Source organism: Tenacibaculum holothuriorum (assembly GCF_002120225.1).
Classification (GTDB): Bacteria; Bacteroidota; Bacteroidia; order Flavobacteriales; family Flavobacteriaceae; genus Polaribacter; species Polaribacter holothuriorum.
In genome coordinates, this window is sequence record NZ_LAPZ01000003.1 from 15881 (window position 1) to 42522 (window position 26642).

General features: G+C 30.4%; 23 protein-coding genes. 12 read left to right on the forward strand and 11 right to left on the reverse strand.

Translation table 11 applies throughout. The features are described 5' to 3' along the window. The first annotated feature begins 108 nt into the window (after positions 1–108). On the forward strand, positions 109–948 hold the full coding sequence (locus tag WH52_RS05265; RefSeq protein WP_086029905.1) for a DUF2911 domain-containing protein: 840 nt from the start codon (positions 109–111) through the stop codon (positions 946–948). A gap of 58 nt (positions 949–1006) precedes the next feature. On the opposite strand, the gene WH52_RS05270 is transcribed toward WH52_RS05265, so the two are convergent. From WH52_RS05270 to WH52_RS05290, 5 genes are all read right to left on the reverse strand, one after another. Further along, entirely contained in the window at positions 1007–1384 is a 378-nt protein-coding gene (locus WH52_RS05270; protein WP_086029906.1) for a hypothetical protein, read from the reverse strand. Further along, positions 1368–3047, reverse strand: coding sequence for a sodium:solute symporter (locus WH52_RS05275; protein ID WP_086029907.1), 1680 nt, complete (start codon positions 3045–3047; stop codon positions 1368–1370). Before WH52_RS05275 ends, WH52_RS05270 begins: the two co-directional genes overlap by 17 nt. Positions 3048–3187: 140 nt before the next feature. Beyond that, on the reverse strand, positions 3188–3964 hold the full coding sequence (locus tag WH52_RS05280) for a DUF6503 family protein (protein WP_086029908.1): 777 nt from the start codon (positions 3962–3964) through the stop codon (positions 3188–3190). A gap of 68 nt (positions 3965–4032) precedes the next feature. Next, entirely contained in the window at positions 4033–5817 is a 1785-nt protein-coding gene (locus tag WH52_RS05285; RefSeq protein WP_086029909.1) for a cytochrome-c peroxidase, read from the reverse strand. Continuing rightward, positions 5817–7277, reverse strand: a complete 1461-nt coding sequence (locus WH52_RS05290; protein ID WP_086029910.1) for an alkaline phosphatase PhoX — start codon at positions 7275–7277, stop codon at positions 5817–5819. Before WH52_RS05290 ends, WH52_RS05285 begins: the two co-directional genes overlap by 1 nt. Positions 7278–8935: 1658 nt before the next feature. Between WH52_RS05290 and WH52_RS05295 the strand changes: the two genes are divergently transcribed. The 3 genes from WH52_RS05295 (at position 8936) to WH52_RS05305 (ending at position 11929) form a co-directional block, all read left to right on the forward strand. After that, entirely contained in the window at positions 8936–9175 is a 240-nt protein-coding gene (locus WH52_RS05295; RefSeq protein ID WP_086029911.1) for a hypothetical protein, read from the forward strand. 292 nt (positions 9176–9467) lie between these two features. Further along, positions 9468–11246: a tetratricopeptide repeat-containing sensor histidine kinase gene (locus WH52_RS05300; protein ID WP_143592070.1), complete on the forward strand. Its 1779-nt coding sequence runs from the start codon at positions 9468–9470 to the stop codon at positions 11244–11246. Between the two features lie 2 nt (positions 11247–11248). Continuing rightward, positions 11249–11929, forward strand: coding sequence for a response regulator (locus tag WH52_RS05305; protein ID WP_086029913.1), 681 nt, complete (start codon positions 11249–11251; stop codon positions 11927–11929). 21 nt (positions 11930–11950) lie between these two features. On the opposite strand, the gene acs is transcribed toward WH52_RS05305, so the two are convergent. The 3 genes from acs to WH52_RS05320 form a co-directional block, all read right to left on the reverse strand. Continuing rightward, entirely contained in the window at positions 11951–13858 is a 1908-nt protein-coding gene (gene acs, locus WH52_RS05310) for an acetate--CoA ligase (RefSeq protein WP_086029914.1), read from the reverse strand. 74 nt (positions 13859–13932) lie between these two features. After that, on the reverse strand, positions 13933–15621 hold the full coding sequence (locus tag WH52_RS05315) for a sodium:solute symporter family protein (RefSeq protein ID WP_086029915.1): 1689 nt from the start codon (positions 15619–15621) through the stop codon (positions 13933–13935). A 9-nt stretch (positions 15622–15630) separates the two neighbouring features. Continuing rightward, complete coding sequence (locus WH52_RS05320; RefSeq protein WP_086029916.1) at positions 15631–15885, reverse strand: DUF4212 domain-containing protein; 255 nt, start codon at positions 15883–15885, stop codon at positions 15631–15633. Between the two features lie 81 nt (positions 15886–15966). Here WH52_RS05320 and WH52_RS05325 point away from each other — a divergent pair, with 81 nt between their 5' ends. After that, positions 15967–16743 carry a sulfite exporter TauE/SafE family protein gene (locus tag WH52_RS05325; RefSeq protein ID WP_317041841.1) on the forward strand — a complete coding sequence of 259 codons (777 nt, stop codon included), beginning with the start codon at positions 15967–15969 and terminating at the stop codon, positions 16741–16743. A 57-nt stretch (positions 16744–16800) separates the two neighbouring features. Here WH52_RS05325 and WH52_RS05330 read toward each other — a convergent pair whose 3' ends face one another. Further along, positions 16801–17271: a Dps family protein gene (locus tag WH52_RS05330; protein ID WP_086029917.1), complete on the reverse strand. Its 471-nt coding sequence runs from the start codon at positions 17269–17271 to the stop codon at positions 16801–16803. A gap of 115 nt (positions 17272–17386) precedes the next feature. Between WH52_RS05330 and WH52_RS05335 the strand changes: the two genes are divergently transcribed. After that, a complete protein-coding gene (locus tag WH52_RS05335; RefSeq protein ID WP_086029918.1) occupies positions 17387–18328 on the forward strand; it encodes a hydrogen peroxide-inducible genes activator in 942 nt (313 codons plus the stop codon). A gap of 33 nt (positions 18329–18361) precedes the next feature. Here WH52_RS05335 and WH52_RS05340 read toward each other — a convergent pair whose 3' ends face one another. Beyond that, complete coding sequence (locus tag WH52_RS05340; RefSeq protein WP_143592073.1) at positions 18362–20254, reverse strand: SulP family inorganic anion transporter; 1893 nt, start codon at positions 20252–20254, stop codon at positions 18362–18364. A gap of 148 nt (positions 20255–20402) precedes the next feature. Here WH52_RS05340 and pyrR point away from each other — a divergent pair, with 148 nt between their 5' ends. From pyrR to WH52_RS05365, 5 genes are all read left to right on the forward strand, one after another. Beyond that, positions 20403–20942 carry a bifunctional pyr operon transcriptional regulator/uracil phosphoribosyltransferase PyrR gene (gene pyrR / locus WH52_RS05345; RefSeq protein ID WP_086029920.1) on the forward strand — a complete coding sequence of 180 codons (540 nt, stop codon included), beginning with the start codon at positions 20403–20405 and terminating at the stop codon, positions 20940–20942. Between the two features lie 53 nt (positions 20943–20995). After that, positions 20996–21931: an aspartate carbamoyltransferase catalytic subunit gene (locus WH52_RS05350; protein ID WP_086029921.1), complete on the forward strand. Its 936-nt coding sequence runs from the start codon at positions 20996–20998 to the stop codon at positions 21929–21931. A 2-nt stretch (positions 21932–21933) separates the two neighbouring features. Then, positions 21934–22266 carry a hypothetical protein gene (locus tag WH52_RS05355; protein ID WP_086029922.1) on the forward strand — a complete coding sequence of 111 codons (333 nt, stop codon included), beginning with the start codon at positions 21934–21936 and terminating at the stop codon, positions 22264–22266. A gap of 68 nt (positions 22267–22334) precedes the next feature. Then, positions 22335–22655, forward strand: coding sequence for a T9SS type A sorting domain-containing protein (locus WH52_RS05360; protein WP_086029923.1), 321 nt, complete (start codon positions 22335–22337; stop codon positions 22653–22655). Continuing rightward, complete coding sequence (locus WH52_RS05365; RefSeq protein ID WP_086029924.1) at positions 22656–23597, forward strand: ribonuclease Z; 942 nt, start codon at positions 22656–22658, stop codon at positions 23595–23597. It begins immediately after the preceding gene. On the opposite strand, the gene WH52_RS05370 is transcribed toward WH52_RS05365, so the two are convergent. Continuing rightward, positions 23594–23956 (reverse strand): CoA-binding protein, encoded by a 363-nt coding sequence (locus WH52_RS05370; RefSeq protein WP_086029925.1) that lies wholly within the window; start codon positions 23954–23956, stop codon positions 23594–23596. The two genes, WH52_RS05365 and WH52_RS05370, sit on opposite strands and share 4 nt — an antisense overlap. A 95-nt stretch (positions 23957–24051) precedes the next feature. On the opposite strand from WH52_RS05370, the gene WH52_RS05375 reads away from it, so the two are divergent. Next, positions 24052–26547, forward strand: coding sequence for a TonB-dependent receptor domain-containing protein (locus tag WH52_RS05375; RefSeq protein ID WP_086029926.1), 2496 nt, complete (start codon positions 24052–24054; stop codon positions 26545–26547). Positions 26548–26642: the final 95 nt, after the last annotated feature.

The window sequence follows — 26642 nt, forward strand, 5'->3', positions numbered from 1 at the left end:
TGCAAATATCTATCAAAAAAGATAACTTTGATTTTAAGTTTTCGTTAACATTAATCCATTATTTTCATTGTAATTTTAACAACCTAAATTTTAAACAAACTAATCATTATGAAAAAAATAGTTTTAAGCTTATTCGTTGCAGCTTTAGCATTTTCAACTAATGCGCAAGTAAAAACTCCAGCTCCAAGTCCATCTTCTAAATTAGAACAAAAGGTAGGATTAACTGACGTTACAGTTGAATATTCTCGTCCTGGAATGAAAGGAAGAAAAATCTTTGGTGATTTAGTTCCTTTTGATAAAGTTTGGAGAACTGGAGCTAACCAAAACACTAAAGTTACATTTAGTGAAGATGTTATGATTGATGGAAAAAAGTTAAAAAAAGGAACCTATGCTTTATATACTAAACCAGGAAAAGATACTTGGGAAGTTATGTTTTACTCAGATGCTAACAACTGGGGGACTCCAAGAAAATGGGACGATTCTAAAGTAGCTGCTAAGGCAACTGCTAAAGTTTCTAAAATGCCAATGCCTATCGAAACATTTACGATTACCGTTGATGATGTTAAAGATGACTCAGCAGTATTAGGAATGTTATGGGAAAATTCTTATGTTGGATTAAAATTTAATACTCCTACAGATAAAGGTGTTGAAAAAAGCATTGCTAAAGTTATGTCTGGTCCTGGAGCTAACGATTATTTCGACGCTGCTGTTTACTACTTAAACAACAACAAAGACATTAACAAAGCTAAAACTTGGATTGACAAAGCTGTTGAAATGACAAATGCTGAACCTCGTTTTTGGTACATTCACCAACAAGCTTTAATCCACAAAAAAGCAGGAGATAAGAAAATGGCTAAAAAAGCAGCAATGCGCTCTTTAGAGTTAGCTAAAAAAGCTAAATACGATGCTTATATTAAAAAGAACGAAGATTTATTAAAAACTTTATAATAGAACTTCTCTTTAATAAATAAAAACCTTGCAATCAAAATTGATTGCGAGGTTTTTATTATTCTATTTTTTCATAATGATGATTTGTATTTTCATTCATCATTATTTTCTTTCTTTCAAACAGCTTATTAGAAATGTGAGTATAAATTGAAACTTGTTTTGAATTAAGTATAAACTCAATTCTATCAAATCTGTTATTTACTTTCCATTTTCCTTTACCATAAAACTTACTAAAAAAGCTTCCATCTTTAAACAATCGTAAAGTATCTGGAATATGTGGAGTTTCAATACAGCAAATTTTATTTTGAAAATTTTTATTTACATATACTCCTACCATTTTTTTATTAGTAGTTGGCATATCAAACCACATAAAAAATAAAAGAAATGCTCCTAAAATTAATATAATTCTAGATATGAATTTAGCTATTTGTTTCACTTTGATTATCTCTTATAACAACTTGCAAGATACATGCAATAGCAATTACTAATCCGCACCCTAAAGCATTAAGCCATAAATAAGGAAGCCAATCTACATACCAAACATATATGATTAATAACTGAGTAATTATAGCTGCAATAAAAACAGCATTTCCTCTAATAAACTTAAAGAAAAAGGCTAATAGGAAGATTCCTAAAACATTTCCATAGAAAATAGAACCTATAATATTTACTAATTGGATTAAGTTGTCAAACAAATTGGCTACACATGCCACCAAAATTGCTAAAACTCCCCAACCTAAAGTAAACCATTTAGACATTTTTACATAATGAGCCTCACTATGTTCTTTGATTACATTTCTCTTATATAAATCAATCGCAGTAGTACTTGCCAGTGCATTTAACTCTGAAGCTGTTGAAGACATGGCTGCCGATAAGATAACTGCTAATAATAACCCTATTAAACCTTTAGGTAAGTTGTTCAATATAAAATGAATGAAAACATAATCTTTATCGTTAGTTTCAACTTGATCATCAGCTTTTATAATAATAGCTTTGGCTTGTTCTTTTAGTTCTTTATCCTCTTCATTAAACTGTTGAAGTTTAGTTACATTTTCATCCGTCAATCCTTCGTATATCAAAGCTTTTTTACGTTCTTCAATAAAACGATGTTTTTCTTCTAACTTAACATATTCAGCAATTGTTTCTTGATTAGAATTTGCAATCGCTTCACCTGCTTTTGGATTAAAATTTAAAGGTGATGCATTAAATTGATAAAACACAAATACCATTACTCCTACCAACAATATAAAAAACTGCATAGGAACTTTTAACAATCCATTAAAAATTAAACCCAACTGACTTTCTCTTGCAGATTTTCCTGATAAATAACGCTGTACCTGACTTTGATCAGTTCCGAAATACGACAACATTAAAAATGTACCTCCTAAAATTCCTGTCCAAACTGTATAACGGTTATTTAAATCCCACGAGAAATCTAATACTTTCATTTTATTTGAAGCGCCAGCAATTTCCAATGCTTTAGAAAAGGTAATTCCATCAGGTAAATATTGAAGAATTAAGTAGAATGCTATAAACATACCTGCAAAAATCACTGCCATTTGCTGTTTTTGCGTAACACTAACGGCTTTTGTACCACCTGATACTGTATATATAATTACCAACACACCAATAACAATATTAAGCGTAATAAGATTCCAACCTAATACAGCTGATAAGATTATAGCAGGCGCAAAAATGGTAATTCCTGCTGCTAATCCACGTTGAATTAAAAATAAAATTGCTGTTAGGGTTCTTGTTTTCTGATCGAATCTTCCTTCTAAATATTCATAAGCTGTATATACTTTCAGTTTATGATAAATAGGAATAAAAACCAAACAAATAATTACCATGGCAATAGGCAATCCGAAGTAAAATTGAACAAAGCCCATTCCGCTATGAAAGGCTTGTCCTGGAGTAGACAAAAAAGTGATGGCACTAGCTTGTGTCGCCATTACCGACAACCCTATAGTCCACCACTTTGTTTCATTTCCACCTTTTATATAGTCATCTACATTGTTACTTCCTCTTGTTTTCCATACTCCGTATAAAACAATAAATAACAGTGTAGCAGAAAGTACACCCCAATCTAATAATTGCATAATTTTAGTTAGTATATAGGTTAGTTATTACATAAAAAAGTACAATATACACCAAGTTTGCTAACAGCACCATACCGTACTCTTTTTTCCATATATACTTTTGAGGTTTCATCTTTTAAAAGGTTTAGTTTGTTGATTTATTATTGTTTTGGTTTTTCAAAAAAACTATCTGCTAAAGGAGCTTGACTAATCAAACCATCAGAAAACACTATTGGGTCTCTTGCTGGTTCTAAAGGTTTTCCTTCTTCGTCTTTTTTGAACCAAGTTATAGATTTTGGTAATAAGAAACCGTTAACGTTTTCCCAATCATTGTAACGAATGATATTAAATTTTTCAGACGGCTTTTTTGAAAAATACGTAACTGTATAACCTAACCAAGCCATTTGATTTTTATTCGGATCAAAATATACATAATAATTATCATCTGGAGATACACCTACATTTGCTTCGTATGAAATTTTAACTCCAGGATACGATACTCCTTCAAAGTCTAAAGGTTTCGTTTCTGAATACACAATTCCATCATCAGCCAATACAAATGGCATTGCATAAAAATAGAAGTATAAATTATGATAAAATTCAGGATTTCCTTTAAAGGCCATAGAATCTTTTTGATGCAACCATACATTTTTACCATCAAATCCTAAAGAGTAATTTTCAGCATTCACAGCAGATTTTCTTGAGTGTAAATCTGTTGTATGATCTTCTCCATTAATTTTAAAAGATAACGTTTTAGCTTCTCTCCAATTTTTAAGGCCTCCATGTTTTTCAAATACTTTTCCTAACTCTTTAGGAAACTTATCTTCTTTAACTTGCTTAGTTACTTCTTGATTTTGTTGTGGTTGTTCCTTACTTTTTTCTTTTTTACATGAAAACGCAAAGACTGTTAATGTGATTAAAATGATTAGTTTTTTCATTGTTGTTATTTGATTTACTTTACTTGGTCGTAACAACAGTTTAAAATTACAAGAATTTTTAAACTTGATTAATCTTCATCGGTTAAACTTTCCATAAAAGCAATTAACGATTGTATTTCTTCTTTAGAAAGTTCCAATTTATCAGCTGGTAAAGTTTGATTAGGAACCTTAAATCCAAGACCTTCTCCCCCTCCTTTATTATAAAAATCCATTACTTGGTTTAAACTTTTATATACTCCATTGTGCATATATGGCGCTGTTTTAGCAATATTCCTAATAGTAGGAGTTTTAAAAAAGTACATTCTCTCATTAGTATTAAATACATGATAACGCCCTAAATCTTCATCTAAATTATCTTCTTGTAAATTAGGCACTCCAATAGATTCTAATTCTGAATCTTTAAAAGCTGGCGGTACAGTACCATTAAATACTGGTGGAAAATGACAGGTAGCACATTTTGCTTTTCCCATAAACAAATTGAAACCTTTAATTTCTGCTTTAGATAAGGTCTTTTCCTGCCCGTTTATATTCTTATCAAACTTAGAGTTAAATTCTCCTAGTGTTCTCATATAATCTGCAATGGAATTTCTAATAACCATATCGTTTACCTTTCCGTACAAGCTTTTTATTAGTTGACTGTAAATACTATCCTTTTTTATTTTTTCGGTTAGATTTTTTAAATCGGAATGAAACTCATTTTTATTCTCAACTACACCTACAATTTGACCTTCTAAACTTCCTGCTCTACCATCATGAAAAAAGCTTTTTTGTAATGCTACATAACTTAATGTTGGTGTATTTCTTGTTTGTTTATCAAAAGTAGTTTTTCCATCAGTAAAAGCTAATTCTTTAATATGACAAGTAGCACAACTCATTGTTTCATTTTTTGATAAACGCTTATCATTAAACAACTGCTTTCCTAACGAAATCTTTTCTTTGAACAAACTATCCTTCTTCATTTTATAATCTGAAAAGTAATTGATGTTAAATGTTTCTTTTGAAAATAAGGATGTCATATTATTCTTAAATGCCAACTCCAATGGAAATTGAACTTGCCAATCTTTTATAGTTTTCTGTAGCAATTTTAACTGGGGATGAGCATGCTTTTTGATAAACTCGTACCTATTAAAATCATTAAAATTTCCTTGTAAGTCATTTACACTTGAATCCAACTCTTTTAACCATTCTTTGTACAGTTCAATATTATTGAACTTTTCTCTGTAATTTTTTATAAGCTTAATCAAGCTCTTATATACAATTTGAGCTTCTTCTATAGATTGTTCAAAAACTGGTGAATCAAATCCTGTAATTCCAGTTAATGCAGTTCGTGCAATTTGATCTCTAATTAACCACAACACATGATAATCTTTTAAATAGAGTTTTGAATTTTGTAGAATTAATTCTAACCTTTTTTGTGTAGCTGAGACTGTTTCGTTAAAATCTAATTTAGATACCTCATCATCTAACAACATTTCTTCTATTACTTGAAATCCGAAAGGTTTATTTATCTTAATATCTGTTGCATCTTCTTCTTCGATTTTCAACAGGTTAGGGGCATTTAACGATTTATAATTATCGCTATCTGTAAATGCCAATACTGGTTCTATCTTTTTAAATTGTTTTCTTGCTTTTTTGTACCAAAAAATTCTTTGGTTAGAGGAGTCTTTTAAACTATCTAAATAATTAATAGTAGCTTCCAATCCTTGTTTATAATCATTTTCTAGCGCGACTACATAGTCTTTAGTTTTGGGTAAATAATGAGAAGATGATGTGTTTTTACAGCTACATAATACAATGGCAAAAAGACACATGATTACATGTGCCTTTTTAAAAAAACTAGTTTGTTTTTTCATTATCTATCTAAACCTTGAATAACATACAACATACTACCTTCTTTTCTTGAATCTGCAGCAGGATTAGCCTTTGGATCTGTAAATGCACTTCCATCTGCTGGTTCCCAACCATGGTTTTGTGTAATTAACAAAAATGTTTTAGCTACTCCTGTTGTTTCAGAAATATCAATCATCCCTGTAATTTCCCAAGCTTTTTGGTTGAAAGGTTTTCCGTAACCTTTTGCTGAAGCTGTAACTTGATCACACTCTAAAACTTCTTTTAAAGCTCCAGTATTTAAATTATACTGATACAAACGTGCTGCATGATTTTTTTCTCCATCAAAATATCCATTTGGATCTTCTTGAATGTAAGCATAATTTTCTGTTACTAAAATATTATCAGGACTATGGAAAGCCTTTGCTTTACCTGAAGTTAAGTCTCCATCTAACACACAAGTTATTTTAGCAGCCCCAGTAGGATCGTTATCGTTTAACACTACCTTATAAATACGCCCGTAAATAGTTCCTTTTCCTTTTAAACCATCTTTTTTACGACCTGTAACACAAAAATAAATCTCTCTGTTATTTTTTGCTGATCCTCTTCTCCAATCAATATCTTCTAAACGGGAGAAACCCATAACACCTTTTTGTTTAGCTTCTGCGTCTAATAAATCGATGTTTTTTTCAGTTAATTCAACAAAAGAAGCATTATATGTTTGTCCTTCTTTCATATCAACTTCATACGTTATACCTGCGTCGGTAACTTTAAGCCCATATAATTTACCGCTATTTAAGTCTCCTCTATTTCCTACATACATTCCTAATTGCCCAGAAGGTACACTATTGTCAGAATGATCATCTCCAATAAAAACTACTGTTTTATTTGGGTATGCATCTTTACCAATGGCAACAGCATTTTCTGTAGACCATTGCCCTAATGCTGTTAACATTTGAGCTGCTCCTGCTGCAGAAGCACTCTTAGTTGGATCGGTAACAAAAACTCCTTTAGATGATCCTCCCCATTCTCCTCCAGAAAGATATAATGGTCCAAAACCATGCTCTTCTGGAGTAATTAATGACCCTGAACATTGGGCAGTTTTTGCAGTAGCATTAGCATTTAAAATATACTCTCCTTCAACTGGCTTAAATGTTTTGTCAAACTTTATTCTGGCAATTGAATAATCTGCTTCAATATTATTTATTAAATTAAAAGAACCGTCTGTGTTTCTAATCAAACCTGCTCCATCTGCCATTGAACCATAGATGAAGTTAGGCGTATTCACTAATCTATCTTCGGAAGATAAAATAGGATATACTTTTACATTGGAAAAAGCCGAATTTAACTTTAAAAAGTTTGGTGTTTTAGAATGTGCTTTTAACTCAATATCTTCTCCTTTTACAGGTTCAGTATCTGATTTACAAGCTAAAAAAGTAATTGATGTGCAAGTAGCTAGTATACTTGCTTTAAAAAAATGTTTCATTGTGATTAGTTTTCTTACGTTTTATACCGCAAATCAACTATATCAAGTTTACTAAAAGCTTACCCCTATTTTAAAAAGATTTGATAAAAAGGTTATGTAGATTAACTAAACATAAAGTCATTATATCTTAAACAATTTCTAAAGTATTAAAAGTCAAGACATTTATTTTTTACTAAAGACAATATCCAATATCATTATTAACAAAAAACATACATAAAGGATAAAGTTTACTAACATCATTTTTTTTCATTTTTTGGTATAAAAAAAACGCCTCCCCACAAGACGTTTTAATTTTTTTAGTTTTAACTTTTGGTTAGAGTAAAACCTTCTTTTTCGTTTTCATAGTATTTTCCCCACTTCGACTAAAAACTCAAGTTTTTAGACCTTAGTTAACTAAGGCTTTGTTTTGAACGATTCAAAAATAGGTACTAAAAAAATGAAGTTGGTAAGTCAGTGACTTACTTTTAGTAAGTCACTGACTTACTTTTTGCATAAATTTTATCTAAAATGGTCTTTTTAAAGAGATATTTCCAAATTTCTTATATTTGCTTCTTTATAAAATGAAGAAAATTAATTTACATAGAAAAGTATTAAAAAGTTCATCGCGTAACTTTTATACTAACAAAGATGTTTTCGATAAAAATCGAACGCCTTATGAATATATAAGACATTTATAACTTATTTAAAATAAGTTATAAAAGGTAAAAAGCGTTCAAAATAAATTTTGAACGCTTTTTTTATTAAATTTTTTTATAAAATATGAAAAATTAAAAACAACATAGTAATTGAGTACAAAAACGTTTAAGCAACTGATTGGTTGACTGTTGCATTTAGTTCTTTTTTCTGGATACTTTCTGGGGAGATACCCCACATCCCAAAAACAACACAAACAACTGATTTTCAGTAAAATAAATTTTTGAAATCACAAAAAAACACATATCTTTGTACCATAATTAAATAACAAAAACTCATTAATATTATTTAAAAAAGAGAAATTATGAAACTTTTAAAATTAAATACAATTTCAAGTCAATCGCCAATTAGAGGCGTAGATTTTGAATATAGAGTGAGTAAAGATGTTTGTTTTTTGAATAGAAACTATTTTGATTAAATAAATCGAAATATTACAGATATAAAACAAAAGGCATCTTGAAAAACAAGATGCCTTTTGCATTTGGTATATTTTTTGATTAATAAACTAATTTACAATTATTTGTTGCTAATAAATTTGGAAAAAAGGAAAAAATTTCTTATATTAATAAGACAAAATTGAAAACTATGAAAAAATTAAAATTGCACATCCTTATTGAAAAAGAACGTTTACTCACCCAAACAAAACGCTTACTAAAATACTCTTCCTATAAAGAAGATATGAACGTATTTTAGAACAACAATTAACCAGCGTTTTATTTCAAAATTGCAAACGCTTCTAATATTTTAAGACAAAGTAGAATTCCTGAAGCCTAAAACTCATAGGCCTTAATAGTTATGTCTTCACAGATATGGTTTTCAACACCTATCTAATTCTACCAACCACCTGATTTACTCGGGCTGGATATGTATTGCCCTAATTCTAGGGAATATCAAAATTAAATCAATCAACAATTTGCTGCAGATGCGGCAAGGAAAACTATTGTCTAATTATTAAAAATTGAATTATGAAAACTTTAAAAACTACTTTAATCGTATTATTATTACTTGTATTAACTACTAGTTGTACAGACTTAACTGAAGATTTAGTAACAAACCCAAATGTTGTAAATACTGAATTATCTAATGGAGATATTGATACAGGTTTCACAGACGGAGATACTGATAACGACAACAATAATGATCCAGATAATCAAGATACTGGAGGTACAGGAAGTAACAGCGGAGATACTGGTAAAGATGGATAACAGATTTTCTTTTATAGCCTTTAACATTAGTTAAAGGCTTTTTTTTTAGATTTGTCTAAAATCATTTAACTTGAATTACTTTAATAGAAAAATCTTTCTCTTTATCATTTTATTTATCTCTCTAAACCAAAATATTTTTTCAAAAAAAAGAAGTTTAGATATAACCAAAAATGATAGTATTATACATTGGATTAAACTTTCAAAACAAAAAAGTTTATCATTAACAAAAAGAAAGCTTAACTTATTTAAGGCAATAAAACACTTAAAAAAAGATAAAGATTATTCTAAAAATTTGAGTGAAATAGCTTATCGCTTCTATATTTTAAAAGATACTGTTAATTTTTTAAAACTTAACAAAAAGGCTCAAACATGGGCTATTCAACGTAAAGATACTTTTACAATAGCAGATACACATTGGAGCTATGCTTATTATTACAAAAATGATGAGATTTATGATAAAGCTTATCAGCACTACAATGAAGCATTTCAAAACTTTAAATTCATTAAAGAAGAATATAAAATGGCACGTATGCTTTTTGCCATGGCATTTATTAAAGGTCTGTATCGAGATTATGCTGGAAGTGAAGTGCAAACCTTACAATCAATTAAAATTTTTAAACGATTAATAAATAATGAATGGTTATATAGAGCATATAATCACCTAGGATTACTTCAAATAGATATTAAAGAATATGATAAAGCTTTATTTTATTTCAACAAATCTTTAGAGTATTTCTCAAAAATTGAGAATAAAGAAAAAGTTTATTTAGCTAGTTATAATAATATTGGAAATGTCTATTTGGAAAAAGGGTTGTATAAAAAAGCTATTGAGACATATAATATCGACCTTAAAAATAAGGTCAGTCTAGTAGATTATGCTACACTAATAGATAACAAAGCTCTAGCTAAACTATATTTAAAAGATACTAATGAGATAAAAAACACCTTTTTTAAGGCTTTATCAATAAGAGATAGTTTAAAAAACAAAACTGGTATTTTAACTTCAAAACTGAATATTTCAAATTATTATAAGTATTTAAATGATACTATAAATGCAATAAAGTATGCTAATGAAGCTTTAATTTTAGCTAAAGAACTAAAAAACGGAAGAGACTATTTAGCTAGTTTAAATCAATTAGCAAATTTAGATATATATAACCAAAAAAAATACTTTGATCGTTATATCGAATTTAACGATAGTTTAGTTATTGCTGAACGTAGAACTCAAAACAAATTTACTCGTATTGAATTTGAAACCGATGAGTATATTGCAGAAACCAAGCGTTTAAATCAGCAACGAATTTGGATAATAGTTACCAGTATTGGTGGTATTTTAATTTTAAGCTTATTATACTTTTTACGTGTACAAAAAGTACGTAACGAAAAACTCCTTTTAGAAGCAGAACAACAACAAGCTAACGAAGAAGTGTATGTTTTAACGCTACAACAGCAAGCTAAATTAGAAGAAGAACGTATAAACGAACGTAACAGAATTTCTGCCGAGTTACATGATAGCATTTTAGGAAAACTCTTTGGTACTCGAGTTAACCTCGGCTTTTTAGCGATGGCAATGCAACCAGAAACTCAAGTAAAGCATCAATCTTTTTTAGATGAATTACAAGATATAGAAAAAGAGATTAGAGATGTATCTCATAAGTTAAGTGATAATTTTGATAGTTCTAATGTAAATTTCACCAATATTATAGAACAACTACTAAAAGACAAAAGTGCTTTAGGTAATTTTAAATATCAGTTTAATTTTGATGAAAATATTGTTTGGAAAAACATTACCGAAATAACTAAAGTGAATTTATACCGTATTATACAAGAAGCGCTACAAAACATTATTAAGCATGCAAAGGCAAAAAATGTTATTTTAGGGGCTTCAATCAAAAAAAATGTATTACAAATTACGTTACAAGATGACGGAATTGGTTTTAACACAGAAAAAAAGAAAAAGGGAATTGGTATAAAAAATATAAACTCAAGAGTAGTAAAAATTGGAGGTACGATAGATTTACTGTCCGAAGAAAATAAAGGAACTACTCTGGTGATTAAAATTCCTTTATAAAAATGGAAATTAAAAAGTTTAATGCTCTTATAATAGATGATCATCCTCTAATATCTGAAGCATATAAAAGTGCTTTTGGCTTTGTTGAAAGTCAAAATGATTATAAATTTCAAATTCAAGTAGCCGATAATTGCGATACAGCACAAACTATTATTGAAGATTTTAGCGATGCTAACGACAATATTGATATTATTTTCTTAGACATTAGTCTTCCTCCTTCTAATGACGGAAAAATTTTATCAGGAGAAGATTTAGGTTTACTTATAAATGAAAAATTGCCTGAAGCTAAAATAATTGTTTCTACTACTTTTAATGATAACTATAGAGTTCATAGTATTCTTAAAAATGTAAATCCTGATGGATTTTTAGTTAAAAACGATATTACGCCGATTGAATTAGTTTCGGCAATTCAAGAAGTAATAATCGATCCTCCATATTATAGTAAAACAGTAACGAAAATGATGAGAAATCAGGTTTCTCATGATTATTTTTTAGATGATTTAGACAGAAAAATATTATACGAATTATCAATTGGAAATAGGGTAAACAAACTTCCTTTAATTTTACCTTTATCCTTAGCTGCAATTCAAAAAAGAAAAAGGCAAATGGCTAAAATATTTGATATTGATAATTCTGATGATCGTAATTTAATTTTGGCAGCCAAAGAAAAAGGATTTCTATAAAGAAATCCTTTTTTATTTAAATTACAATCTGTTATTAATAATACTCTCAACAACTTCTGGGTTTAATAAAGTAGAAACATCTCCTAAATTATCCAATTCATTATGAGCAATTTTACGTAAAATACGTCTCATAATTTTTCCTGATCTAGTCTTTGGAAGTCCAACCGTAAACTGAATCTTATCTAACTTAGCAATCGGACCTATATGTTCGGTAATTACTTGATTAATCTCTTTTCTTAGATTTTCATGATTACGACTTTCTCCTACATCTTTTAAGATTACATATCCATATAACGCATTTCCTTTAATATCGTGCGGAAATCCAACAATAGCACTTTCTGCTACGGCAGGATGTTCATTAATGGCATCTTCAATAGGGGCAGTTCCTAAATTATGACCTGAAACAATAACAACATCGTCTACTCTACCCGTAATTCTGTAGTAACCAACTTCATCACGTAAAGCACCATCTCCTGTAAAATACATATTTTCAAAAGTTGAAAAATAGGTATTTTTATAACGTTCATGATTACCCCAAATGGTTCTTGCCATCGATGGCCAAGGGTATTTAACACATAATCTACCATCTACTTGATTTCCTTTTACTTCTTCTCCATCAGCATCCATTAACGCTAATTGAATTCCTGGTAATGGTAAAGTAGCATAGGTCGGTTTGGTTGGTGTAGTGTACGGAATTGGAGAAATCATCATTCCTCCTGTTTCTGTTTGCCACCAAGTATCTACAATTGGCGATTTCTTTTTACCTACATTATCATTATACCAATGCCATGCTTCTTCATTTATAGGCTCACCAACTGTTCCTAATACTTTTAAAGAAGACAAATCGTACTTATTTACAAAATCTAATTTTTCTTTTGCTAAGGCTCTAATTGCAGTTGGTGCTGTATAAAACTGAGTTACTTTATGTTTTTCAACAATTTCCCAAAACCTTCCAAAATCTGGGTAACTTGGTACACCTTCAAACATTACAGTAGTAGCTCCGTTTGCTAAAGGACCATACACTATATAACTGTGCCCTGTAATCCATCCAATATCTGCGGTACACCAATATACATCTTTTTCTTTATAATTGAATACATTTTTAAAGGTATAAGCTGTGTAAATCATATAACCCCCGGTGGTATGTAACATTCCTTTCGGGCTTCCTGTTGAGCCCGAAGTATACAATATAAATAACGGATCTTCTGCATTTACAATTTCTGGTTCACATACTTCTGAAGCTTTGTCTAATAAAGGTTGTAACCAACAATCTCTATTCTCAACCATTTGAATGTCTGATTGAATTCTCTTTACAACCAATACAGTTTCTACACAAGAACAATTCTCTAGAGCTTCATCTACTATTCCTTTTAAATCTATTGTCTTTGCTCCTCTAAAAGAACCATCGGAAGTAATAACCATTTTTGCTTCACAATCATTTATTCTTGTTGCTAAAGCTGTTGATGAAAAGCCTGCAAAAACTACTGAATGAATAGCTCCTATTCGAGCACAAGCTAATACTGAAATAGCCAACTCAGGAATCATTGGTAAATAAATACAAACTCTATCTCCTTTTTGAATTCCTTTTTCCTTTAATACATTGGCAAACTTGCATACTCTTTTATGCAATTCTTTATAAGTAATATATTGTACTGCTTCATCAGGGTTATTCGGTTCAAATAAAATAGCCGTTTTATCGCCTCTAATATGAAGATGTCTATCAATACAGTTTTCAGTAATATTTAATTTTGCTCCTTCAAACCACTTTATTGCTGGTTTAGAAAAATCATATTCTAAAACTTTATCCCATTTCTTTCTCCAAACAAAATGCTCTTCAGCTATTTCCTCCCAAAACAACTCTGGATTTCTTATAGATTTACGATAAACTTGAAAATATTCTTCTAGATTCTTTATATGATACGTGCTCATAAGTTATGGTTAGTTTTTGTTTAAAAGTAACCAAATTTCTGAAATAATTAAAAGCTATTTTAAGATGAATATACTTAATGTTGATGAGCATTTCCTGCGTTACTAGGAATTCTAATATTCTCTACTAATTCTTGTACTTCTTCTGGTGGAGCAACAGTTAAACGAGAAACTACTAGCGAAATAACCATATTAACGAGCATTGCAACGGTGCCAAAACCTTCTGGAGAAATTCCTAACCACCAATCTTCTTTTGTACCACCACCAAACCAACCAAACTTAAACTTGGTCATATAAAAAAGCATTAACAAAATACCTACTAACATACCGCTAACTACTCCTTCTTTATTGGTTCGTTTACTAAAAATACCCAAAACAATGGCAGGAAAAAATGACGCCGCAGCTAAACCGAAAGCTAAAGCAACTGTGGCGGCAACAAAATCGGGTGGATTGATACCAAAATAGCCCGCAATACAAACTGCTACTACTGAAGATACTCGTGCAGCTATCAATTCTCCTTTTTCACTTATGTTAGGGTTGATCATCTTTTTAATCAAATCATGAGAAACTGAAGCAGAAATAACCAAAAGTAATCCAGCTGCTGTAGATAACGCAGCTGCCAACCCTCCAGCTGCTACCAAAGCTACAACCCAATTAGGTAGTTTCGCTATTTCGGGATTTGCCAATACCATAATATCTCTATCTACTTTTAACTCATTCTTTTTTGCATTGGCTAAATATTGTACTTTTCCATCAGCGTTTTTATCAGTAAAAGTAATTAACCCTGTTCTTTCCCAATTAGCAAACCATTCGGGTAATTGTTTATACTCTTTATTTTGAACCGTTTCAATAAGATTTACTCTAGAAAACACTGCTATTGCCGGAGCTGTTGTATATAGAATTGCAATAAATAATAACGCCCAACCTGCAGATTTACGAGCATCTGATACTTTTTTAACAGTAAAAAAACGAACTATCACGTGTGGCAAGCCTGCTGTACCTACCATTAAAGAAACTGTTATAAAAAATACATCTAGCTTTGTTTTACTTCCTGAAGTGTATTCAGCAAATCCTAATTCTGTATGAAGTTTATCTAGTTTTTCTAAAAGATATACTCCATTTTCATCCATTCCTCCAAAACCAACTTGTGGAAAAACATTTCCTGTCATCTGAATGGATATAAAAATAGCAGGTACCATAAAAGCAAAAATCAGTACACAATACTGTGCTACTTGTGTATATGTAATACCTTTCATTCCGCCCAAAACAGCATAGAATAAAACGATAATCATACCAATAACTACCCCTGTATTTATATTCACTTCTAAAAACCTAGAAAACACAAGCCCTACTCCTCTCATTTGTCCTGCTACATAAGTAAATGATATGAGCAATGCGCAAAAAACGGCAACACTACGAGCAGTATTTGAATAGTAACGATCACCAATAAAATCGGTAACTGTAAACTTACCAAACTTCCTTAAATACGGTGCTAATAATAGCGCTAAAAGTACATAACCACCTGTCCACCCCATTAAATAAACGGAACCGTCATAGCCCATAAAAGAAATAATTCCTGCCATAGATATGAAAGACGCTGCAGACATCCAATCGGCTGCAGTAGCTAATCCGTTTGCCAAAGGAGAAACTCCTCCTCCTGCAACATAAAAATCTTTTGTAGATGCTGCTCTAGACCAAATAGCAATTCCTATATATAATGAAAAGGTTATTCCAACCAAAATCCATGTCCAAACTTGAATACTCATAGCTTAATTTTATTCGTTACAATGAAACTTTTTATCTAACTTATTCATCAAATACACATACACAAAAATGATGATTACAAAAACATAAATAGCTCCTTGTTGAGCAAACCAAAAACCTAGTTTAAATCCACCAATTTGAATAGTGTTTAATTCATCGACAAGTAAAATTCCGAAAACAAAAGAAACCAAAAACCATATACTTAATAAAACACCTACATATTTTAAATTTTGTTTCCAATATCGTTTTTTGTCTTGTTCGAGCATAGCTAAGAGTTTTTAGTTTTCTACCAAGATAAAGAATTATTTTTCTATTTTTAGAATCCTAAAAAAATTAATCTATTGATATTGCACTCATTAGCTTTTTTTACTATTGATAACTGGCTACTTTTAATTTTATTTTTTTTGATAGCAGTCTTATATTCTTCAGTTGGATTTGGTGGAGGATCGAGTTATTTAGCAGTACTAGCCTTAACAGGTATTGCTTTTACACAAATTCGCTCTACAGCTTTGTTATGTAATATTGTAGTCGTTTCTGGTAATGTTTGGCTATATCTTCAACAAAAAAAATATAATTGGAAAAAGGTTTTACCTTTAGTTTTCTTTAGTATTCCTTTTGCTTTTTTAGGTGGATATCTTCGGATTAGTAAGAATTTTTTCTTCATCTTATTAGGAATAACACTTTTAATTGCGGCAATTACCATGTGGCTGTCGAAAAGAATTGTTCGTAAAGAAAATACGAATCAAGGCTTAACACTTCAAAAGAATGCTTCTTATGGCGGAATTATTGGTTTTATCTCTGGAATGGTTGGTATAGGTGGCGGAATTTTTTTAGCTCCTCTTTTACATTTAACTCAGTGGGATACCCCAAAAAGAATTGCGGCTACAGCTAGCTTTTTTATTTTGGCGAATTCAATTAGCGGATTAATTGGCCAATACACAAATCCTGATTTTTATATTGATTGGAGTTTTACTACAGTTTTACTCATCGTAGTTTTTATTGGTGGACAAATTGGTAGTAGACTTAGTAACAAACTTTTATCTCCTTATCAATTAAAAAAAGCTACAGCAATTCTTATTGCTTTTGTGAGCATTCGTATTTTAATTAAATATCTTTTTACATAAAAAAAGCAGCGTTTGGCATACGCTGCTAATAGTTCCCCTAAAAATGGACGATTAAACTTAGCTTAACCAAGCATTCATCATCCATAACGTTTTTTCTTGTTCAGAAATAAAATCGCTCATCATAGAATTTGTTCCTTCGTCATTTGCTTCATCAGACAATTCAAGGATAGAACGTTCTATTTTTAATAATATACTCAAAGACTGTACCACTAATTGTACTGCTTCTTCGTCGTTAGAAATTTCTTTTCCTGTCGGAACTTCAGAAGATTTTAAATAATCTTCAAAAGTATGCAATGGCACTCCTTGTAAAGTTAGTATTCTTTCTGCTATTAAATCTACTTTTTCTTGAGCATCTGTATAAAATTCTTCAAACTTTGTATGTAACTCAAAAAAGTTTCTTCCTTTTATATTCCAGTGCAAACCTCTAACATTTTGGTAATATACTTGAAAATTTGCTAATAATACGTTTAATTCTTTAATTAATTCTTGAGTTTGATCTTTATCTAATCCTAAAACTGTAGTATTCATAATATATTGTTTTATGTATGTTATTTTTTGTTAACACAAATTTATTTCAACTTTACTCGAAAAAACTATAAATGTAATTGATAGTTTTAATATCTTTATCGAAAATTATTATACAATGACCATCACACAACTAAAATATACGCTTGCGGTTGCTGAATATAAAAACTTCACAGTAGCTGCAGAACATTGTTTTGTAACTCAACCTACTTTAAGTATGCAAATACAAAAGTTAGAAGACGAGTTAGATGCAAAGATTTTCAACCGCTCTAAAAAACCAATTGAATTAACTGAAGTTGGTAAAAAAATAATTGAACAAGCTAAGGTTATCGTAGATGAAAGTAATCGAATAGTAGATATCGTTCATCAACAAAAAGGATATATTGGCGGTGAGTTTAAATTAGGAATAATTCCTACAATTATGCCTACACTTTTACCAATGTTTCTAAAAACTTTCAATAGAAATTATCCTAAAGTAAAACTTATTATTGAAGAGCTTACTACTGAAGAAATTGTAAGAAAATTAACTGACGGACATATTGATGCTGCTATTGCTGCTACTCCACTAGAAAATGAAGCTATTAAAGAACGAGTACTATACTATGAGCCTTTTGTGGGATTAATTCCTGAGGAACATAGACTATATGAGCAACGAAAAATAAAAGTTGATGATTTAGAAGTTGACGATATATTATTACTTGAAGATGGACATTGTTTTAAAGACAGTGTTATCAATCTTTGTAGAACAAATAAAACAAACTCTAAACAGCATTTTCAATTAGAAAGCGGAAGTTTTGATACATTAATAAAACTATCTAAAGACGGATTAGGAATGACATTACTACCCTATCTAAACACATTAGATTTAAACGAGAACGAGAAATCATTCTTGCGTGAATTTGAAACTCCTCCTCCAGCAAGAGAAGTAAGTTTAATTTATCATAAATCGCAATTAAAGATGCAGTTAATTGAAGCATTAAAAAGTACCATTGATAGCGTTATTAGAGGAGCCATAGCTTTTAGTGATGTAGAAATTATAAGTCCGCTACAAAAAAATTAAAACCAAAAAAACCGCTCATTGAGCGGTTTTTTTTTAAAATGTATATTCTGATAATGGTTTCGGAAATTTCTCAGGATTCGCAGCTAAATGATAACGTGGATCGTCTACGTCTTCTTCAATAACATCTTTAAAAATTGGACTTGCCTTATACAATAAAACTTTACAATCTTCACTTAAATGTTTTAAAGTAACCTTTTTCTCCGCTGCTTGATATTTCTCTACCAATGCAAAAATTGCTTCAATTGCCGAATGATCTGAAACTCGTGATTCTACAAAATCAATTTCAACTTTTTCTGGATCATTTTTTACATCAAACTTTTCGTTAAATGCAGTAATACTTCCGAAGAATAAAGGTCCCCAAATTTCATAAACTTTTGTACCATCTGCTTTCATTCGCTTTCTTGCTCTAATTTTCTTTGCATTTTCCCAAGAAAAAACCAATGCACTAACAATTACACCTACAAAAACTGCAATTGCCAAATCGAAAAACACTGTTACCGCTGATACTATTATCAGTACAAAAGCATCAGATTTTGGTATTTTATTCATTATTCTAAAGCTCGACCAAGCAAACGTATCAATAACCATCATAAACATTACTCCAACTAAAGCTGCAATAGGAACTTGTTCTATATATTTATCGGCAAATAAAATGAATATTAAAAGTGTTACCGCCATCATTACTCCCGATAAACGTCCTTTACCACCAGCATTTATATTAATTACAGTTTGACCAATCATACCACAACCTCCAGTACCTCCAAAAACTCCGCTTAACATATTTCCTGCACCTTGTGCAATACATTCTTTATTTCCATCTCCTCTCGATTCTGTTAATTCATCAACTAAATTCATAGTCATTAACGTTTCTATTAAACCAACAGAAGCTGCTAAAAATGCATAGGGGGCAATAAACTTTAAAGTATCTAAATTAAAAGGTAAGTGACTCCAAAGTTCAAAAATATTTAAGTTCTTAGAAATTTCGTCGAAACCATTTAAACCAGCACCTCCTCCATCTCTAATAAAATCTCCTACATTTATTGATTGTAAACCTCCTACGATACTAACAATTGTTACTATTAAAATTGCTGTTAAAGCGGCTGGAGCTTTCTTCGTAATTTTAGGTAACAACCAAATAATAAGCATGGTTAATAATACCAAACCTACCATTGTATATAATTTTGTTCCTTGTAAAACCGACTTTACTACTCCTTTATCTTTTACAGAATACAAACCTCCTTCTTCAATATTATAAACAACCTTCTTTGTTTGAGCATCGAAAACTTGAGTATCTGATTTTATAAAAATTTCTTTATTCGTTTCTGGATTAATTATTGAGTTTCCTTTAACAGTAAACAACACTTTATCAGAAACTAAATCGTTTATAGAGTTATTATTAATATTGTAAACAAGTTCTTTCGACACTGTTTTACGCATGTTTTGTCCAAAAATATCTTTCTTATTTTCTTTAAACATACCTAATTGAGCCATAAAAATTACGATAGCTAAACCGTTTACAAACCCCATCATTACTGGATGTGGAATTAATCTTACTAGCTTACCCAATTTAAAAACTCCAGCTAACACTTGAACGATTCCCATTAAAACAACCGCGGCTAATAAATAAAAATACCCCATGTTTTCTACTGGCGTATCAAACAATAACCCTTTTGCGTGCCCTTCTTGAATCATGTTTACAAAAATTACAGCAACAGCTCCAGCAGCCCCAGAAATTAAACCAGGTCTTCCACCAAAAACTGCAGAAATAATTCCAATCATAAAAGCCCCAAAAAGTGCTACTATAGGACTAATTTGAGCAACAAATGCAAAGGCAACGACTTCAGGAATCATAGCTAACGATACAGTTATACCAGCTAACGTATCGTCTTTAACATTAATTCTCTTGTTTCTAAGGTATTTCATCATAACTCCAGTGTCTTATATAAAAGTTGGCAAAGGTAAAGATAATTTTGTTCATTTAGTTTTATGTTTCGCTAACTTTAATTTTGCTGTCACTTTTTTTTACGTTAATTTTGAACTTTGAAACTATCACACAAATATTGATAGCGACAAAATGAGCAGAAAAACATTACTTACTTCAAAAGAAATTGAAATAATTCTGCATCGATTAGCTTGTCAGTTAATCGAAAATCACAACGACTTTTCTAATACAGTATTAATTGGATTACAACCAAGAGGAAGCTATTTGGCTGAACGTTTGGTAACTATTCTTGAGCAAGAGTATGGAATTAAAAACCTACAATTAGGCCTATTAGATATTACTTTTTATCGTGATGATTTCCGCAGAAATGATGAGCCACTAGAAGCTACTCCTACTAAAATTGATTTTTTAATAGAACATAAAAAAGTAGTGATTATAGATGATGTTTTATATTCTGGTAGAAGCGTACGTGCAGCTTTAACAGCTTTACAAGCCTATGGTAGACCAGAAAACATTGAATTATTAGTACTGATTGATAGACGCTTTAGTCGTCATTTACCAATTCAACCAAATTATAGAGGAAGACAGGTAGATGCTATTAATCAAGAAAAAGTAGTCGTTCACTGGAAAGAAACTCACAACGAAGATGCCATTATTTTAGAAAACAAATAAAATGAGCTGGTATTCAAACAACATAACAACAACACATTTAGAAAACTAAACCAATGAAGCAGTTAAGTGTAGAACATTTATTAGGCATAAAATACCTTAACCCTAACGATTTAGAATTAATTTTTGAAACTGCCTCTCATTTTAAAGAAGTTATTAATAGACCTATTAAAAAGGTTCCTTCTTTACGCGATATAACAATTGCCAATTTATTTTTTGAAAATAGTACACGTACCAAGCTTTCTTTTGAATTAGCTGAAAAACGTTTATCTGCAGATGTTATCAATTTTTCTGCAGGACAATCTTCAGTAAAAAAAGGAGAAACTTTAATTGACACCGTTAACAACATCTTATCTATGAAAGTAGATATTGTTGTCATGCGTCACTCCAATGTTGGTGCTGGTGTATTTCTTTCTAAGCATGTAGATGCTAAAATTGTAAATGCTGGTGATGGTACTCACGAACACCCAACTCAGGCATTACTCGATAGCTTTTCAATGAGAGAAGCTTTGAACACCAATAGTTTAAAAGGAAAGAAAATAGTTATTGTAGGAGATGTTTTACACTCTCGGGTAGCATTGTCTAATATTTTTGCTTTACAATTACAAGGTGCTGAAGTCAAGGTTTGTGGACCAACTACGTTAATTCCACGTTATATTTCGAGTTTAGGAGTTGGTGTAGAAACTAATTTAAAAAAGGCTCTAGAATGGTGTGATGTTGCCAATGTACTTCGTGTACAACACGAACGAATGGCTATTAAGTATTTTCCATCAACAAGAGAGTATACGCAGCTTTTTGGTATTAATAAAGAAATACTAGATAACCTTGGCAAGAAAATTGTAATTATGCACCCAGGACCAATTAACAGAGGTGTAGAATTAACAAGTGATGTTGCTGATAGTGATCAATCTATTATTTTGAATCAAGTAGAAAATGGAGTTGCAGTTCGTATGGCAGTAATTTACTTGTTAGCACAACAAATAAAACGATAAGTATGAAAATTGAAGATAAAGAAGGTTATATTTTAATAAATTCTGAAGGAAATTCTTTTGACGTTTTCTTTAAAAAATTTGAAAAAGAGCATACTAATTTTGAGGAAAATCACTTAATCGTTCATATTTCTCCAGAAATTAACAGTAATGAAAAAAATATTTCATTATTTTTGAGTTACGCAGACTTACATCAACAAAATGGCACATCTTTTGTTTTAATTTGTCAAAATGTAGATGTTGATGTTTTTCCAGAAACATTTAATATAGTTCCAACTTTAGTTGAAGCAGAAGATGTAATTGAAATGGAAAACATACAGCGAGATTTAGGTTTTTAATCTTGAGAAAAATCAAGAACTAAAATCTAAATCGAAATTTTGTTTATCCCCCTAAAAACAAATAATGTATGACTAAAAAATTACTTTTAATTATATTTTTATTAACTGCCTCTTTTAGCTTTTCTCAAGACAAGTTAAAGGATAAGTTACTCGCGTCTCCAAATCCCTTTTCAAATCAAACTACAATTTATTTTAATACTCAGTTAGATCAAGATGTTATTTTAACTGTAAAAAATGTATTAGGTAAAACCGTTTTTAAACAGAATTTAAAAGTTTCAAAAGGAAAAAACGTAATTCCTTTTTATCGTAACGACTTAAAATCGGGTATGTATATATACGCTATACAAAGTAGAGAAAAAATAATTTCTAAACGCTTTGTTATTAGATAAATGAGTATAAAACTTACTATTTTAGGATGCCACTCTGCAACGCCTAGGGTTAACGCACATCCAACAGCTCAATATTTAGAAATAAACAACCGTCATTTTTTAATTGATTGTGGTGAAGGTACGCAAAGACAAATGCGTAAATACAAAGTTGGATTTTCTAAAATAGATCATATTTTTATTTCTCATTTACACGGTGACCATTTCTTTGGGTTAATCGGATTAATTTCAACATTAGGCTTATTAAACAGAGAACGTGATTTACATATTTACGGTCCAGTCGGAATAAAAGAAATTACTGTTTTACAGCTTAAACTTTCTAAATCTTGGACAAAATTCAATTTGATTTTTCATGAGCTTAGTTCAACTGAAAGTGAACTTATTTTTGAAGATGATAAAGTTTTAGTTAAAACAATCCCACTTAATCATAGAGTTTATACAAACGGTTATTTATTTATTGAAAAACCTAAACCTCGTAAACTTCATATTGATAATATAAAACAATACGACGAAATTGATGTTTGCGATTATCACAATTTAAAAGCGGGTAAAGATTATACTTTAGAAACTGGAGAAGTTATTCTGAACTCAGAACTAACTATTGACCCTCCAAAAGTAAAAAGTTATGCTTTTTGTAGTGATACTGCTTACAAACCCGATATAGTACCGATAATTAAAAATGTAGATATTTTATACCACGAAAGTACTTTTTTAAAAGATAGAGAAGAACTTTGTGATAAAACAAAACACGCAACTGCCGAACAAGCTGCATTAATTGCTAAAGAAGCAGATGTTGATAAGTTAATTATTGGTCATTACTCAAGTAGATATAAGAATATTGAAGATTTTAAAACAGAAGCTCAAACAGTTTTTGAAAATGTAGAACTAGCCAAAGCGGGTAACGTTTATACTACTTCTACACTTCCTCAAAGTTTAGTAGTTTAATATTGCTTCGTTGCTAATAATACTAGAGTACAAGCAATTTCTACTTCAATAATATTCTCTTTTAACAAATTCATCAATTCAGAATTCTCAGTTCCTGGATTAAAAATCACTCTACGAGGAGATAAATTCAATATATAAGAATAATACTCTTTTTGTCGTGACGGATTTAAATATAACGTTACCGTATCTACAGAATTGAATTTTTCTTTTTTTGTTGTAACAAATACATCGGCAACTTCTCCTTCCTTAGCTCCAATAGCTACTACATTAATCTCATTGGCCCTTAATGCTTTAATTGCTTTGTTAGAATATCTTATTGGATTTAATGAGGCTCCAAGCACCAAAGTAATATTGTCCATAAGTTGTTAATAATACGTTAAACTCTGTTAAAACAGGTAACAAAGTTTGTTTTCAAGTAGTCTATTAGACGTTAAAACTATTCAATTTATACGTAATGAAACAAACATTAACCATACTTTTTTTGGTATTTAGCACAATTGCTTTTGCTCAAATGCCTAAAAAATTTCTTCCGAAACCTGGAACAATTTCGGGGAAAGTAATCGACCAAAAAACAAAAGAACCACTACCCTATGTAAATGTGGTAGTAAAAGATGCTGCTAGTAAAATAGTTACTGGTGGTATTACAAACGAAAAAGGAATTTTCTCGATAAAAAATATTCCTGAAGGAAAAAACATTATTGAAATTCAATTTATAGGATACAAAACAGTTTCTAAACCTATTAATGTTACAAGAAAAAACCGAAAAGTTAATTTAGGAACTATTTCTTTAGAAGAAGATAGTACTACATTAGATGAGGTTGAAGTTCGTGCAGAAACATCAACAGTAACTCAAAAAGTAGACAGAAAAGTTATTAATGTAGGTAAAGATTTAACTTCTGCTGGTACTACTGCTTCTGAGTTATTAAACAACGTACAATCGGTAAGTGTAGATAGTCAAACTGGTAATATTAGCTTACGTGGTAACGAAAATGTACGTGTATTGGTTGACGGAAGACCTACAAATATTCCTGCTAGTCAGTTACTAAAACAAATCCCATCAACTTCTATTAAGAGTGTAGAATTAATTACCAATCCATCTGCTAAATACAATCCAGAAGGAATGAGTGGTATTATTAATATTGTTCTTAATAAAAATGCCAACATGGGATTCAATGGATCTTTAAATACTGGAATTGAAGCTGGACATTATGTACGTTACAATGCTGGTACCAATATGAATTATAAAACTGGTAAAGTTAATTTCTTTGGTAACTACGGTTATAGAGGAGGAGAAAGATATAACTTTGGTTTTGTAAATAGACCTGGAGAGAATTTTCAAGACTTCATTTTTACAAACGACAACGAATCGCATTTACTTAAGTTTGGTGCCGATATTTATTTAGATGATAAAAATACTTTATCATTATACACAACTCAAAACTGGTTTGACAGTAATGCTGGTGGTAGAGCTATAATTACTAATGCAGATAATAGTATTAGAAGTAATGCACCTAACACTCAAATTTCAGACAATCATAGTCAAACTTATAATGTAAATTATAAAAGAGATTTTGAAAAGAAAGGACATAATATTGAGTTTGAAGCTACTTATACTAAAAACGATGCTCCTACTACATTAACCAACAGAGATCTTGCTTTAAATACATCTGACAATAGATACCAATTATTAAACTATTTTAATAATATAACTAATGACAGAAACAATACATTAATCAATTTAGATTATACAAATCCTATTTCGAAAAATGGAAAATTAGAATTAGGTTTAGAATATAGAATTAATAGAACTGATAACACAAATTTAACCGACCAGCATAGAATTCTTACCTACGAAAGAGATAACAACAATAACATTATTTTTGATGCTAATGGTCCTCGTGTTACTCAAACAGAAAAAATTCCAAATTCAAGTTTTTCATACGATAGAAACATATACTCGGGGTATGTAAACTATAGTCATAAATTCGGAAAATTCTCTATGCAATTAGGTGCTCGTTTAGAGCAATATGAAATTGAAGGAAAATTTAATCAGGTAGGTAAAGCAACAGAGACTGTTACTGATGATATATTCACTATTTATCCTTCTACTTTCTTTACTTTTAATCCAAATGATAAAGATCAATTTCAGCTAAGTTATAGTAAAAGAGTAGATAGACCAGGAATACAACAAGTAAACCCAATTAGAGAATGGAGTACTCCATTAATTACTTCAAAAGGAGAACCAACATTAGTTCCACAGTTTACAAATTCAGTTGAATTTAACTATACAAGAAGAATTAAAGGAGGATCGATTACATTAGGTAGTTTTTATAGAAATATTACTGATGTAATTAACAGGGTAACTTATAAAGATCCTACAGATGCAAGTGAAACAAGACAAATTTTATCTTTTGGTAATTTTGATGATACAGATGCTTATGGTTTAGAATTCTCTACAAGTTATAGAATTACTAAGTGGTGGCGTGCAAATGCGAGTATGGATTTTTACTCTCAAAAACAATTTGGAACAACAAATGCTAATGATCCTAATTCACCAAGAATTGAAGTACAAGCTAATATATTTAACGCTCGTATAAGCAATAGCTTTACTGTTAGTAAAAAATTACGATTACAATTATTTGCTATGTATCGTGGCCCAAGAAAAGATATTCAATGGGATGTAGATCCTATGAAAATGGTAAATATTGGAGCTAACTATAGTATCTTAAAAGGAAAAGGAAATATTACTTTTAGAGTAAACGATATTTTCAATGATATGAGATTTCAGTTTGAATCTGAAAGACCTTATGCACAAAACGGTCGATTTAAATGGGAAAGCAGAACTACATTCTTAGGATTTAACTATCGCTTTGGTGGAGGTAAAAACAAAGCTAAATCTCGAAGAAGAAGAGATAGCAATGAAAAGCAAGGAGGAGGAGGTTTCTTCTAAGCCCCCAGTGTTAATTATTCTGAATAAAAATCCAAGGTACTCATTACCTTGGATTTTTTTATTACATTTAGCGTAAATAACTTAGAAAGACCCCG

What these genes read in the sequence shown, in the direction of transcription:
- WH52_RS05375 (WP_086029926.1), top strand. Translation starts at nt 24,052, where the DNA reads ATGAAACAAACATTAACCATACTTTTTTTGGTATTTAGCACAATTGCT.
- WH52_RS05305 (WP_086029913.1), top strand. Translation starts at nt 11,249, where the DNA reads ATGGAAATTAAAAAGTTTAATGCTCTTATAATAGATGATCATCCTCTA.
- WH52_RS05290 (WP_086029910.1), bottom strand. Translation starts at nt 7,277, where the DNA reads ATGAAACATTTTTTTAAAGCAAGTATACTAGCTACTTGCACATCAATT.
- pyrR (WP_086029920.1), top strand. Translation starts at nt 20,403, where the DNA reads ATGAGCAGAAAAACATTACTTACTTCAAAAGAAATTGAAATAATTCTG.
- WH52_RS05285 (WP_086029909.1), bottom strand. Translation starts at nt 5,817, where the DNA reads ATGAAAAAACAAACTAGTTTTTTTAAAAAGGCACATGTAATCATGTGT.
- WH52_RS05330 (WP_086029917.1), bottom strand. Translation starts at nt 17,271, where the DNA reads ATGAATACTACAGTTTTAGGATTAGATAAAGATCAAACTCAAGAATTA.
- WH52_RS05315 (WP_086029915.1), bottom strand. Translation starts at nt 15,621, where the DNA reads ATGAGTATTCAAGTTTGGACATGGATTTTGGTTGGAATAACCTTTTCA.
- WH52_RS05280 (WP_086029908.1), bottom strand. Translation starts at nt 3,964, where the DNA reads ATGAAAAAACTAATCATTTTAATCACATTAACAGTCTTTGCGTTTTCA.
- WH52_RS05265 (WP_086029905.1), top strand. Translation starts at nt 109, where the DNA reads ATGAAAAAAATAGTTTTAAGCTTATTCGTTGCAGCTTTAGCATTTTCA.
- WH52_RS05275 (WP_086029907.1), bottom strand. Translation starts at nt 3,047, where the DNA reads ATGCAATTATTAGATTGGGGTGTACTTTCTGCTACACTGTTATTTATT.
- WH52_RS05295 (WP_086029911.1), top strand. Translation starts at nt 8,936, where the DNA reads ATGAAAACTTTAAAAACTACTTTAATCGTATTATTATTACTTGTATTA.
- WH52_RS05335 (WP_086029918.1), top strand. Translation starts at nt 17,387, where the DNA reads ATGACCATCACACAACTAAAATATACGCTTGCGGTTGCTGAATATAAA.
- WH52_RS05350 (WP_086029921.1), top strand. Translation starts at nt 20,996, where the DNA reads ATGAAGCAGTTAAGTGTAGAACATTTATTAGGCATAAAATACCTTAAC.
- WH52_RS05355 (WP_086029922.1), top strand. Translation starts at nt 21,934, where the DNA reads ATGAAAATTGAAGATAAAGAAGGTTATATTTTAATAAATTCTGAAGGA.
- WH52_RS05360 (WP_086029923.1), top strand. Translation starts at nt 22,335, where the DNA reads ATGACTAAAAAATTACTTTTAATTATATTTTTATTAACTGCCTCTTTT.
- WH52_RS05340 (WP_143592073.1), bottom strand. Translation starts at nt 20,254, where the DNA reads ATGATGAAATACCTTAGAAACAAGAGAATTAATGTTAAAGACGATACG.
- WH52_RS05365 (WP_086029924.1), top strand. Translation starts at nt 22,656, where the DNA reads ATGAGTATAAAACTTACTATTTTAGGATGCCACTCTGCAACGCCTAGG.
- acs (WP_086029914.1), bottom strand. Translation starts at nt 13,858, where the DNA reads ATGAGCACGTATCATATAAAGAATCTAGAAGAATATTTTCAAGTTTAT.
- WH52_RS05370 (WP_086029925.1), bottom strand. Translation starts at nt 23,956, where the DNA reads ATGGACAATATTACTTTGGTGCTTGGAGCCTCATTAAATCCAATAAGA.
- WH52_RS05320 (WP_086029916.1), bottom strand. Translation starts at nt 15,885, where the DNA reads ATGCTCGAACAAGACAAAAAACGATATTGGAAACAAAATTTAAAATAT.